This window comes from Janthinobacterium sp. GW822-FHT07H10, from assembly GCF_058798675.1.
This window is the reverse complement of the sequence record NZ_JBXAKS010000003.1, coordinates 229,466-241,935: the sequence shown is the minus strand read 5'-3', so window position 1 is coordinate 241,935 and position 12,470 is coordinate 229,466. Positions and strand designations below refer to the sequence as shown.

Annotated in this window: 9 protein-coding genes and 1 tRNA gene; 6 read left to right on the top strand and 4 right to left on the bottom strand. The window is 64.0% G+C overall.

Features of this window, described 5'->3' with window-relative positions; all coding sequences use genetic code 11:
- Positions 1 to 48 precede the first annotated feature (48 nt).
- On the top strand, positions 49 to 1,863 hold the full coding sequence (kefC, locus tag AC1RDJ_RS08825; protein ID WP_493027239.1) for a glutathione-regulated potassium-efflux system protein KefC: 1,815 nt from the start codon (positions 49 to 51) through the stop codon (positions 1,861 to 1,863).
- 103 nt (positions 1,864 to 1,966) lie between these two features.
- Here kefC and pepF read toward each other — a convergent pair whose 3' ends face one another.
- From pepF to AC1RDJ_RS08805, 4 genes are all read right to left on the bottom strand, one after another.
- Complete coding sequence (gene pepF / locus AC1RDJ_RS08820; protein WP_493027238.1) at positions 1,967 to 3,844, bottom strand: oligoendopeptidase F; 1,878 nt, start codon at positions 3,842 to 3,844, stop codon at positions 1,967 to 1,969.
- 177 nt (positions 3,845 to 4,021) lie between these two features.
- The gene (gene ttcA / locus AC1RDJ_RS08815; RefSeq protein ID WP_493027237.1) at positions 4,022 to 4,978 is read right to left on the bottom strand and encodes a tRNA 2-thiocytidine(32) synthetase TtcA; all 957 of its coding nucleotides are present in this window, start codon (positions 4,976 to 4,978) and stop codon (positions 4,022 to 4,024) included.
- Positions 4,975 to 5,373 carry a dihydroneopterin aldolase gene (locus AC1RDJ_RS08810; RefSeq protein WP_046682033.1) on the bottom strand — a complete coding sequence of 133 codons (399 nt, stop codon included), beginning with the start codon at positions 5,371 to 5,373 and terminating at the stop codon, positions 4,975 to 4,977. Before AC1RDJ_RS08810 ends, ttcA begins: the two co-directional genes overlap by 4 nt.
- A gap of 67 nt (positions 5,374 to 5,440) precedes the next feature.
- Positions 5,441 to 6,238, bottom strand: a complete 798-nt coding sequence (locus AC1RDJ_RS08805) for an SDR family oxidoreductase (RefSeq protein ID WP_493027236.1) — start codon at positions 6,236 to 6,238, stop codon at positions 5,441 to 5,443.
- 78 nt (positions 6,239 to 6,316) lie between these two features.
- Between AC1RDJ_RS08805 and AC1RDJ_RS08800 the strand changes: the two genes are divergently transcribed.
- The 5 genes from AC1RDJ_RS08800 (at position 6,317) to AC1RDJ_RS08780 (ending at position 12,446) form a co-directional block, all read left to right on the top strand.
- Positions 6,317 to 7,468 (top strand): class I SAM-dependent methyltransferase, encoded by a 1,152-nt coding sequence (locus tag AC1RDJ_RS08800; RefSeq protein ID WP_493027235.1) that lies wholly within the window; start codon positions 6,317 to 6,319, stop codon positions 7,466 to 7,468.
- A gap of 139 nt (positions 7,469 to 7,607) precedes the next feature.
- The gene (locus tag AC1RDJ_RS08795; protein WP_493027234.1) at positions 7,608 to 8,687 is read left to right on the top strand and encodes a J domain-containing protein; all 1,080 of its coding nucleotides are present in this window, start codon (positions 7,608 to 7,610) and stop codon (positions 8,685 to 8,687) included.
- 63 nt (positions 8,688 to 8,750) lie between these two features.
- Positions 8,751 to 10,346, top strand: a complete 1,596-nt coding sequence (locus AC1RDJ_RS08790) for a DUF3369 domain-containing protein (RefSeq protein ID WP_071325701.1) — start codon at positions 8,751 to 8,753, stop codon at positions 10,344 to 10,346.
- A gap of 134 nt (positions 10,347 to 10,480) precedes the next feature.
- Entirely contained in the window at positions 10,481 to 12,127 is a 1,647-nt protein-coding gene (locus tag AC1RDJ_RS08785) for a tetratricopeptide repeat-containing response regulator (RefSeq protein ID WP_289887738.1), read from the top strand.
- Positions 12,128 to 12,361: 234 nt separating this feature from the next.
- Positions 12,362 to 12,446, top strand: a tRNA-Tyr gene (locus AC1RDJ_RS08780).
- Positions 12,447 to 12,470 lie beyond the last annotated feature (24 nt).

The window sequence follows — 12,470 nt, the reverse complement described above, 5'->3', positions numbered from 1 at the left end:
CATTTCAGGCATGATGTCGTTTCATCCACATGTTTTCCCGGGCCGCGCATGGAACACCACAGCTTCCTCATCAACATACTGTTTTACCTGGTGGCGGCCATCATCATGGTGCCGCTGGCCAAGCGCCTGGGCATGGGCGCCGTGCTGGGCTACCTGGTGGCCGGCATCGTCATCGGGCCGTGGGGTTTGGGACTGATCAAGAATGTCGAGGTAATCCTCAGCTTCTCCGAATTCGGCGTGGTGCTGCTGCTGTTCCTGATCGGCCTGGAACTGGAGCCGAAGCGCTTGTGGCTGCTGCGCCGTCCCATCTTCGGCTGGGGCGGGGCGCAGGTGGCCCTCGTCAGCGCGGGCCTGTGCGCGGCCGCCATGGCCTTCGGCGTGGACTGGCGCACGGCGCTGGTGGGCGCGCTGGGCCTGTCGCTGTCGTCGACGGCCATCGTGCTGGCCACCCTGGGCGAACGTAAATTAATGAGCACGCCGGCCGGTTCCGCCGGCTTTTCCATCCTGCTGTTCCAGGATATCGCCGCCATTCCCATGATCGCGCTGGTGCCGCTGCTGGGCGGGCTGGCCACGCATGGCGGCGAACCGGGCTGGCTGCGCGTGGCCAAGCTGGCGGCCGTGCTGGCGGCGCTGGTGATCGGCGGGCGCTTCCTCGTCAATCCCATCCTGCGCTTCATCGCCAGGACCGACTTGCGCGAGATTTTCACGGCGTTCGCCCTGCTGCTGGTGATCGCCATCTGCGTGCTGATGGAATCGGTGGGCCTGTCGATGGCCCTGGGCACGTTCGTCGCGGGCGTGCTGCTGGCCGATTCCGAATACCGGCATGAGCTGATCAGCGACCTGGAACCGTTCAAGGGTCTGCTGCTGGGCCTGTTCTTCATCGCCGTCGGCATGTCTGTCGATTTCGGCGTGCTGCGCGCCCAGCCCGTGCTGATCCTGGCGCTGGTGGCAGGCTTCGTCGCCATCAAGATCGCCCTGCTGTACGGCCTGTCGAAGCTGTTCGACATTCCCCGCGGCCAGCAGCTGTTCTTTGCGCTGCTGCTGTCGCAGGGCGGCGAATTTGCCTTCGTCGTATTTGCCGCCGCCGTGGCCGCGCACGTATTCACGCCGGAAACGGGGGCCTTGCTGGTCGTGGTGGTGACGCTGTCGATGGTGGCCACGCCCTTGCTGCTGCTGTTGCATGACAAATTCGTCGCGCCGCGCCTGCAAGGCGAAAAGAAACGCCGCCCCGACGACCATATCGAGGCGCAGGACAATCCCATCGTCATCGCCGGTTTCGGCCGCTTCGGCCAGATCATCGGCCGCCTGCTGGCGGCCAACAAGATCGGCGTGACGGTGCTCGACCATGACCCCGACCAGATCGAGCTGCTGCGCAAGTTCGGTTTCAAGGTGTTCTATGGCGACGCCACGCGCGTGGATTTGCTGGTGGCGGCCGGCATCGAGAAGGCGAAGGCGCTGGTGATCGCCATCGACAACGTGGAAGACAGCCTGGCCTTGGTCGACGCCGTGCGCCTGCGCCTGCCGCAGCTGACGATTTTGGCGCGCGCGCGCAACGTCACGCATTACTATGAGTTGATGAAGCGGGGCGTGACCCTGATCGAGCGCGAGACGTTCGCGGCGGCCCTGCTGCTGGGCGAGCAGACCTTGCAGCAGGTGGGTTACAGCGCCGAGCGGGCGCAGCGCGCGGCCGGCATCTTTGGCCGGCATAACCTGAAAACCCTGTTGGAAGTGGCGCCACACTTCCAGGACCAGCAAAAAGTCATGTCGCTTACGCGCCAGGCGCGCGAGGAGCTGGAAGACATGTTCGAGAGCGATGCGGCGGCGTTTGCGGCGGCAGAAGTAGAAAGCGGCAGGCCGGATTAGCGGCAAAGCCGCGTAATCCGGCACATTGCTGGTGTTGCCGGTTGTGTCGGCTTAGGCGCCTTGCGCCAAGCCGACCTACGCCTGCAACGATCGCTGCCGGGTTTTACCTTCCCCGCTTGCCTTCGATCGCCTCGATCTGGTCCATGATGCCGTTCATGCGCGCCACCAGCGCCTGGTACGGCTTCGGCGATGCCAGGTCGACTCCGGCCGCCTTCACCAGCTCATACGGGTAGGCCGAGCCGCCCGCGCTGAGCATTTTCAGGTAGGCTGCCAGCGCGCCCGGTTCCTTGTCGAGGATGCGCTGCGAGAAATCCTGCGCCGCGGCGATCGAGGTGGCGTACTGGAACACATAGAAGCCGTGGTAGAAGTGCGGCACGTAGGCCCATTCCAGCGCGTAGGCGGGATCGATGGTCATGACGCCCTGCGCTTCGCCGTGGTAGCGCTTGAGGATGTCGGCATAGATGGCCGTCATCTGCTCGCCCGTCAGCGACTCGCCCTTGTCCACCTTGCCGTGGATGGCCGCCTCGAACTCGGCGAACATGGCCTGGCGGAAGAAGGTGCCGCGCAGGTTTTCCAGCGCCGCGCCCAGGTACAGCAGGCGCTCGTCGTCATCCGTGGCCTGCTTCAGGCGCGCGTCGAGCAGCAGCGCCTCGTTCGTCGTCGAGGCGATTTCCGCGACAAAGATGCTGTATGGCGCATAGATCGACGGCTGCGCCTTGTTGGCCAGCACCGAGTGCATGGCGTGGCCCCATTCATGCGTCAGCGTGCTGACGGCTTCGTAGTTGTCCGTGTAGTTGAGCAGCACATACGGATGCACGTCATACGCGTCGCCATTCATGTAGGCACCCGCTACCTTGCGCGGGCGCGGGTAGACATCCATCCAGCGCGCGTTCACGGCCGATGCGAGGGTCTTGACATAGTCGGGCCCCAGCGGCGCGACGGAGGCCAGCATCATCTGCTTGCCGTCGGCCAGCGGGAAGGTGCGTTCGCTTTTCAGCAGCGGCGGGTAGATGTCGTAGTACGCCAGATCCTTGATGCCCAGCATGCGCGCGCGCAGCTTGAAATAGCGGTGCAGGGTGGGCAGGTTGGCGTTGGTCTGGGCGATCAGGGTCTGGTAGACGGCCGGCGGCAGGTGGTCGGCGTCCAGCGCGGCGCTTTGCGAATCGGCATAGCGGCGCACCTTGGCGTAGGCGGCATCCGTCTTCAGCTGGCCGTACAGGGTCTCGCCGAACGTGCGTTCATATTCCTTCCACTTGCCGAAGAAGGCGTCGAATACCCGCTTGCGGTCGGCGCGGTTGTCGTCGCCCCGGTATTTCGTGTAGGCCGCCTGGTCGAGCCTGACTTCCTTGCCATCGGACAGGGTCACGCTGGGCCACGGGATTTCCGCGTTGGCCAGGGTGCGGTAGATGGTGGCGGCGGAACCGGTCGCCAGGCCGAATTGCGCCACCAGCTGTTCGCCGGCCGCGTCGAGCGTGTGCGGCGCGCTGCGCAGCATGTTGCTCAGCTGGAAGCGGTACAGCTGCAAACCCTTGTCCTTCGCCAGCATGGCGTCGATGCGTCTGGCGCCCAGGGCGAGGATTTCCGGCTGCAAAAAGGTCGTTGCCTGGTTGAACTCATTGCCCAGCAGGGCGGCGCGCTGGTTCAGCTCGTTACCCTTGCTGTCGCCCGTATCCTGGTCGTAATACTGCGCCGCATACACGTACAGGGTGTTGACGCGCTTGCGCGCCTCCGCGTACAGGTCCAGGCAGCCTTTCAGGCGGGCGGGCGTGCTGCCCAGCTGGCCCTTGCAGGCGGCCAGCTGCTGCAGCTGCGCCGACAGCTTTTGGGCATCGGCGTCGAAGGCGGCGTCGTTCTGGTACAGCGCGGCCAGATCCCAGCGGTCCGCCTGCTGGTCGGTTGGCGCGGGCGCGGCGAAGGCAGTGGCGAGGCTGAGGGCAAGCAGGGAACACAGCAGGGGGCGCTTGAGCGCGGATGGCGTCATGGTTCATTCCAGTGAGGTTGTCGGAAGAATGCGTGCTGACCGCCGGACAGGAATGCGCGCGTGACACATCGCGTACCGGCAGAGCAGACTACGGTACATCAAATGGACGCAAGGGGAAAGAGGCAGGATGCCGCCACCTGGGCGGTGGCGGCGAAACAACGATTTCAGCAGGGAGGCTTAGGCTTGCAGCGGTTGCAGCGCGATCGTGCCAAAGGTGGTCGGCGTCGAGCATGGCTCTTCGTCAAACGCGATGTCGCCCATGGGATTGGCCACGCCATCGGCCTTCAAGTTCTTGAAACCGAACAGTTTCGGGTCCATCAGGTGCGAAGGCGCCACGTTCGACAGCGCCGAGAAGATGCTTTCCACGCGGCCGGGGAACTTCTTGTCCCATTCGCGCATCAACCCCTTGATCTGCTTGCGCTGCAGGTTTTCCTGCGAACCGCACAGGTCGCATGGAATGATGGGGAAGCCCTTGACTTCCGCATAGCGCTGCGTGTCCTCTTCCTTCACGTACGCCATCGGGCGGATGACGATGTGCTTGCCGTCGTCCGACTGCAGCTTGGCCGGCATGCCTTTCAGTTTGCCGCCGAAGAACATATTCAGGAAGAAGGTTTCCAGAATGTCATCGCGGTGATGGCCGAGGGCGATCTTGTTGGCGCCCAGCTCATCGGCCACGCGGTACAGGATGCCGCGGCGCAGGCGCGAGCACAGCGAGCATGTGGTCTTGCCTTCTGGAATCAGGCGCTTGACGATGCTGTAGGTGTCCTGGTTTTCGATATGGAAGGCCACGCCCAGTTCCGTCAGGTAGGCGGGCAGGATTTCCGGGGGGAAGTTCGGCTGCTTCTGGTCCAGGTTGACGGCGACGATGTCGAAATGAATCGGCGCGCGTTCGCGCAAGGTCATCAGGATGTCCAGCAGCGCATAGCTGTCCTTGCCGCCCGACAGGCACACCATCACCTTGTCGCCGTCCTCGATCATGTTGAAGTCGCCGATGGCTTGTCCCACCAGGCGGCACAGGCGCTTGTGCAGCTTGTTGTTTTCCAGGGCGATCTTTTCCGCCTTCTTGCGCGCCAGTTTCTGCGCTTCCACGTTGGCCGGGATTTCTACGGCCGTTTCCATCACTGCGTTGTTCATGCTTCATCCTTGATCTTGAATACTTCCACGCCCACGCCTTCGCAGTCGGGATACACGTCCGGTTTCATGGACGACACGCGCGCGGCGCGCACGCGCGGGTGCGCCAGCATGGCGGCGAGCACGTCGTCCACCAGGCTTTCCTGCAGCTGCACGTGACCTTGCGCCATGCGCTTGGCGATGGTTTCGCGCATGAAGTCGTAGTCGACCACTTCTTCCAGCTGGTCATCCTTCGGCGTCGACAGGGCCAGGGGAATGTACAGGTCGACGTTGATGAGGACGCGCTGCTCGCCCTTTTTCTCGAAGTCGTAGACGCCGATATTGATGAGGACTTCGTAATTGCGCAGGAACAGGCGGCGGCAATCGGCCAGGCGAGGGTGGGACAGGGCGGACGACATAGTTTTACCTTTTAAGGGAATGCTTGAATGCTAATATTTTTTGTTGGGTAGTCGTTAGGGCTGCTGATTATTTGGCCAGGAACATGACGTCGCGCGGCAGGCCGATCAGATGCTGGCCGCCATCGACGAGCAGGGTGGTGCCCGTCAGCGCGCGCGCGCCGGCCACATAGCAGACGCAGTCGGCCACATCCTGCGGCGTGCTGGAACGGCCCAGCGGCGTATTTTCATGCGCCTTGGCAAAATTGGCTGCCGTTTGCTCGCCCGAGACCATGGTGATGCCGGGGGCGATGCCCACCACGCGCACTTTCGGCGCCAGCGCCTGGGCCAGCATGGTGGTCGCCGACAGCAGCGCCGCCTTGGACAGGGTGTACGACAAAAAATCAGGATTGAGATTGTACAGTTTTTGGTCCAGCAGGTTGATGACCACGGCTTGCCCGCCGCTTGGGGTGGCTTCGTACAGGGCCTGCGCCAGCAGCACGGGCGCGGCCAGGTTGGCGTGCATGTGGGCGTCCAGCGCGGCGACGGAAAAATCGCCGGCATTGTCGTATTCAAACAACGATGCGTTGTTTACTATGCAAGTGACGGGGCCCAGCGCCGCCTGCGCCTGCGGCAAGAGCTGGCGCACGCCGGCTTCCTGCGCCAGGTCGCACGGCAAGGCGTGCGCGCGCCGGCCCAGCGCCTCGATTTCCGCCACCAGGCTGATGGCGTCGTCGCGCGAGTCGCGGTAGTGCACGGCGATGTCCCAGCCGTCGCGCGCCAGGCCCAGCGCGATGGCGCGGCCGATACGCCGCGCCGCGCCCGTGACGAGGGCGACGCGGGGTGTGCCGTCTGCCGGCCTTGCTTGCGTCATGTGCGTTGGATTCATGTACTTTATATATGGTTGAAGTAGTCGGTGAACTGGCGGCACTGGCGGCCTGGCCCGCCGATTCGCTACAATGCGGGAATGTCTCTTCCCGCACCCGATAGCGACGCGCTGGCCGCGTCCCATGCCTTGCAGCACCAGATTGCCGCCGAAATCGCGCGCAACGACGGCGCCATTCCCTTTGTCCGCTTCATGGAGCTGGCGCTGTATGCGCCCGACCTCGGCTATTACAGCGGCGGTGCCGCCAAGCTGGGCAAAGATGGCGATTTTACAACCGCGCCGGAAATCTCGTCCCTGTTCGGCGCCACCCTGGCCCACGTGGCAGCCGCTATTATGGCGCAAACGGCCCCGCGCATCCTCGAATTCGGCGCCGGCACGGGCAAGCTGGCCTGCGATATCCTGACGGAAGCGGCCAGCGCCGGCATCCCTGTAGAACAGTATGCGATCGTCGAATTGTCCGGCGAATTGCGCGCGCGCCAGGAGCTGGCGCTGGCCGCCTTCCCGCAGGTGGTGTGGCTCGACGGCTTCCCCGACAGTTTTGAAGGCGCCGTGTTCGGCAATGAAGTGCTGGACGCCATGCCCGTCAACCTGATCAGCAAGACGCCCGCCGGCTGGTGCGAGCTCGACGTCAGCATTGCCGATGGCCAGTTTGTCTTTGTCGAGCGCCTTGCCGGCGCCGAGGTGGCGGCGCAGATCGCCGCCCAGGTGCCCGACGCGGACGATTTGCCGGTCGGCTATGTCAGCGAGATTCATGGCGTCGCCTGCGGCTTCATGCGTTCGCTGGCGCGCATGTTGACCGCCGGCAAGGGGGGCGCGGCCGTGCTGTTCGATTACGGCTTTCCCGCGCACGAGTATTACCTGGGCCAGCGCGCCACGGGCACGCTGATGTGCCATTACCGCCACCATGCCCATGCGGAGCCATTCTATCTGCCCGGCTTGCAGGACATCACGGCCCACGTGGATTTCACGGCCATGGCCGTGGCGGCGCAGGATGCGGGCCTCGATGTGCTCGGCTACATGAACCAGGCCTCCTTCCTGCTGGGCGCCGGCATAGACGACTTGCTGCTGCGCACGGATCCAGAGCAGGCGAAGGCTTACCTGCCGCAGGCGAGCGCCGTGCAAAAGCTGCTGTCGCCAGCCGAGATGGGCGAATTGTTCAAGGTGCTGGTGGTGGGACACCGGGTGGAATTGCCGGAAACCCTGTTGTCAGGCGACCGCAGCCACCGGCTGTAATATCAAGGCAGGGCGTTAACGCCCTGCAATTTCCTGTCCGCCGGTGGTTATTATCTTGTCATATCGTATATGATGATTGATACAGCACGGTTCCATCCGGCAAGAACCCGTCGCCGCGCACCGATTTCAAGATAGAACGATGGGAAAGATACATACACACTATGACAACCTGAAAGTGGCGCGCCTGGCGCCGCAGGAAGTCATACGTGCCGCGTACAAGGCCCTCAGCCAGAAATATCATCCAGACAAGAATCCCGGCGACGAGAAGGCTGCCCGCATCATGGCGATCCTCAACAGCGCCTATGGCACCTTGTCCGATCCCCAGCGGCGCCGCGAGCATGACGAGTGGATCGCGGCCGAGGAGTGGGAAATCGAATGGCTGGAAAGCACCCATCACGAAGAAGGCAAGGCCAAGGATGGCCGCCACCATGCGCATGATCACGCCTGGGCACAGGATGTGCCGCCGCCGTCGGGCAAGCCGCGGCGTGGCGCGCGACCGGTCTGGCGCAACTGGCGCTGGTGGCTGAGTTTATTTATCTGTTTGCTGCTGGGCTGGCTGGGCGCCTTGCTGATGCTCGATACGTCCCAGCCGATGCCGTCCGCGCTGGTGTCGGCCTGGAGCGGTTTTGCGCGCGATGGCGCCAAGCCGCGCACGGAGACGGCAACGCCGGGCGCCAGCGCCCTGCTGCCGCCGGCATTGAAGGGCGAGCCGGTGGCGGTCGATAGCTGGGCCGTGGGCAAGCCGTATGCGCCGGAACCGCAGCAGGCCAGGGCGCCCGAGATCCGCGTGCTGGCCGTGTCCCAGCTGAGTTTGAAAGCCATGCAGCCCGTCTGCGATGGCACGGCCCAGTCCGCGGCGCTGGTGGCGCCGAATGGCGAACCCTGGCCGGCGCAGTCCGGCTATGTGGACGGTTTTCCGATCAGTAACAAGGGTGACGAGCTGACCTTGAGCATCGACAACCGCGCCAATGCCACCCCCGTGTTCGTCAAGCTGTATGACACGGAGCGGCGTTCGAACGTGCGCTATCTGTTCATCCTGGCGCATGACAAGCTGGCCGTCGAGCAGCTCAGCGCGGGCAAGTACGAGGTGCGCTACCAGGCGGTCGAGCCGGCGCAGGACAGTTGTGGCGGCAAGACGCGCAGTGGCGCGTCCATACCTGCGCCGAGCCCGGTGGCTGGCGAGGCTGACACGCAGAATCCTGTTGTAAGCAACATCTAATCTGATTATGCTTGATAGGCGTCAAAGCAGCATCCACAGCGAATCTACCCCTTAGGAGTATCCATGACCGACCTCAAAGCCGATGCAGATGATAACTGGCTGCTCGACGAGGATGAGCCGGTGGCGAGTCCTGCCGGACTGGCCGCACCCGACCAGCGCCTGTGGCGTGTCTTGATTGTCGATGACGATGTCGATGTGCATGCGGTGACGCGGCTGGCGCTGCGCAATGTCAGTTTCAAGGGGCGTGAACTGGAACTGTTCTCCGCCTACAGCGGCCGCGAGGCTTATGAGATCCTGCGCGACACGCCCGATATCGCGCTGGTGCTGCTCGATGTGGTGATGGAAACGGATGATGCCGGCCTGATCCTCGCCAAGCGCATCCGCGCCGACCTGAACAACGCCATCGTGCGCGTCGTGCTGCGCACGGGCCAGCCGGGCCAGGCGCCCGAGCAGCGCGTGATCATCGAATACGACATCAACGATTACAAGGCCAAGACCGAACTGACGACACAGAAGCTGTTTACCACCGTCATTTCGGCCCTGCGCGCCTACGAGAGCCTGATGATGCTCGAGCGCAGCCGCATCGGCCTGGGCAAGATCCTGGCCGGCGCCACCAATCTGTACCAGATCCATTCGCTGCGCGAATTCGCTTCCGGCGTGCTGAACCAGGTCAGCGCCATCCTCGACGTGGGTGCCGACGGCGTGCTGTGCCTGATGCAGGGCGGTGCCGGGCGGCCCGAGGTGGTGGCCGCCACGGGCACCTATGCCGTGCTGGCCGAGTCCGAAGCCATGCCGGCCGACCACGCGCTGACGCCGACCATCGACAAGGCGTTCGCGGAAAAGCGCAGCCAGTTCGAGCACCCGGCCAATGTGCTGTTCATCCATACGGAAGGCAACCGCGAGCTGGCCATTTCCGTCACGCCGCCGTGGCCGCTGGCGCAGATCCAGCGCGACTTGCTGGAAGTGTTTTGCCAGCGCATTGCCGCCGCCTTCGACAACCTGTACATGTTCGGCCAGCTGCGCAAGGCGCAGGAAGCCACCGTGGTGGCCCTGGCCGACCTGGCCGAGTTCCGCGACAGCGACACGGGCGGCCATGTGCGGCGCGTGCAGCAGCTGTCCGACGCCATCGCCCGCCGCATGCAGCAGCGCGGCGTATATGCCGACGAGCTCACGCCGCAGCTGCTCGACATGATCGGCCTGGCCAGCATCCTGCACGACGTGGGCAAGGTGGCCACGCCCGATGCCGTGCTATTGAAGCCGGGCAAGCATACGGACGAGGAAAGGGCGCAGATGCAGCTGCATGCCAGCGTCGGGCGCACCATCCTCGAGCGCGCTGCCAACATGGTCGACGGCGTCAGCTACCTGACGTATGGCGCGCAGATCGCCGGCGGCCACCATGAGCATTTCGATGGTGCCGGCTATCCGAACGGCCTGGCGGGGCGCGACATTCCCGTAGCCGCGCGCATCGTCGCCGTGGTCGACGTCTTCGATGCCTTGCTGCACGAACGTCCGTACAAGGAGCCATGGCCATATCCGCAGGTGCGCGAATATATCGAACAGCGCAGCGGCAGCCAGTTCGACCCGGAAGTGGTGGCCGCACTGCTCGACCTGATCGACCACGAACCGCAACTGTGGCATCCGGAGCGCGCCACCGGCTGATTTGCCGGCTTCCTTGCTGGTTTTCGGCGCCGTGCCATTCCCTTGCGCACGGCGCCGTCATATACTCGGCAGCCTCATGCTGGCTGGCGCCATGCACCAGTGTGGTGCGCCGCTGAGTTTTCGGACATCACGACATGAAAGAACTCAAGGGTCTCAGCGCACTGATCATCGAGCCGCATCCGGGCATGCGCGCCAGCCTGCACAATATGCTCAACCTGTGCGGCCTGGCGAAGATCGATGACGCGGCCAGCTCGGGCCAGGCGATCCGCATGCTGGGCAACAAATCGTATGACCTGATCCTGTGCGAGTACGACCTCGAAGGCGGGCAGGATGGCCAGCAGATGCTGGAAGACTTGCGCCACCACAAGCTGATGCACGCCTCGACCATGTTCTTCATGGTCACGGGCGAAGGCAGCTTTGCCAAGGTGGTCAGCGCCGTCGAGCTGCTGCCCACCGATTACATCCTCAAGCCGTTTACCGCTGACAGCATGCTCGAACGCATCGGCCGCGCGCTGGACAAGCGCAACGCCTTCGTGCCCGTGTATGCGCTGATCGACGTGGGCAACGAGCGCGCCGCGATTGCCGCCTGCACCGAAGGCGCCAGCCTGTATCCGCGCTATGCGACCGATTTCATGCGCCTGCGCGCCGAATTGCATCTGCTGCTCGGCGAAGCGGCCGATGCCGAGCCGATCTATGCGGCGCTGTATGAGAGCAAGGCCATCGGCTGGGCGCGCCTGGGCCAGGCGAAGACGCAGTTCCTGCTGGGCGAGTACGACGCGGCGCAGGGCACGCTGGAGGGGTTGCTGGAAAACAACAAGCGCTTTCTCGACGCCTATGACTGGCTGGCCCGCACGCATCTGGCGCAAGGCAAGCCGGAACTGGCGCAGGCGGCGCTGAGCGAAGCGGTGGCCCTGTCGCCGCATGCCGTGCGCCGCCTGCGCCGCTTGGGCGAGGCGGCCCTGGCCGCCGATGATATCGAGATGGCGGAGAAAGCCCTGAAACTGGTCGTCAGCAAGGCCAAGTATTCGGAATTCCGCGATCCGGAAGACCATGTGCGCCTCGTGCAGACGCTGGTGCGCAAGGGCGACCCGCTGCAGGTGGGTGCCGTGATCCGCGATCTCGACAAGTCGATGGGCGGGCAAAAGAACGCGGAACTGTGCAGCGCGCTGTGCAGCGCCATGTTGCATGCGCATACGGGCAACGAGGAAAGGCTGCAGCAGTCGCTCGATGCGGCGCTGGCGGCCAACCGCCATAGCGGCGGCGGCTCGAATACGCTGAAGACGGAATTGGCGCGCCATTGCCTGGCGCATGGGCGCGAGGATGGCGCCGCCGAGGTGATGCGCGAAGTCATGCGCAATGCGCCCGACAGCGCCGCCATGACGCGCGCCATGGCCGTGTTCGAACAGGCGGGGCGCGAAGAGCTGGCCAAGGCGTTGGCGCGGCAAAGCCGCCAGGAAGTGGCCGACATGGTGGCGGCCGGCGCGGCCAGGGCGGGCGAGGGCGACTTCCGCGGCGCCGTCGACCTGATGAGCGAAGCCGTCACGCGCCTGCCTGACAACCCGCAAGTGGTGTTCAACGCGGCCGTGGCCGTGCTGAAATGCCTCGAGCATGGCGGCTGGGATGAACGCATGGGCCAGCAGGCGCTCGATTTCATCGCCGGCGTGCGCCGCCTGGACCCGCGCAACCCCAAATTGCCGGTGCTGTCGGGCCTGCATCAGCAGTTATTGCGCAAATATAAGCCGCGCGGCACGTCGTGGATGCATCCGCCTGACGCCCCGTGAGCAGGGGTAAAACCGGGGCAAATGACGGGAAAATGCGGCTTGCAAGCGGGGCGGATAAAAAAAATGCGAAAAAAGACGACTTTTTCGCGCCAACCCTTGCACATTCTCAAATCGGGAGCTTATAATCACGCCCCGAAGCAGCCAACTTCTTCTTTATAAGCAAATGCAGCAGTCAGGCATCAGTAAATAAGGTTGACAGTTGTGAGTAGATGCTTCATACTCTGCGGTTCCCGCGGAGGGGTGGCCGAGTGGTTAAAGGCGACAGACTGTAAATCTGTTCTCTATGAGTACGCTGGTTCGAATCCAGCCCCCTCCACCAAGTTTTTGCAAGGAAAACTGGGTA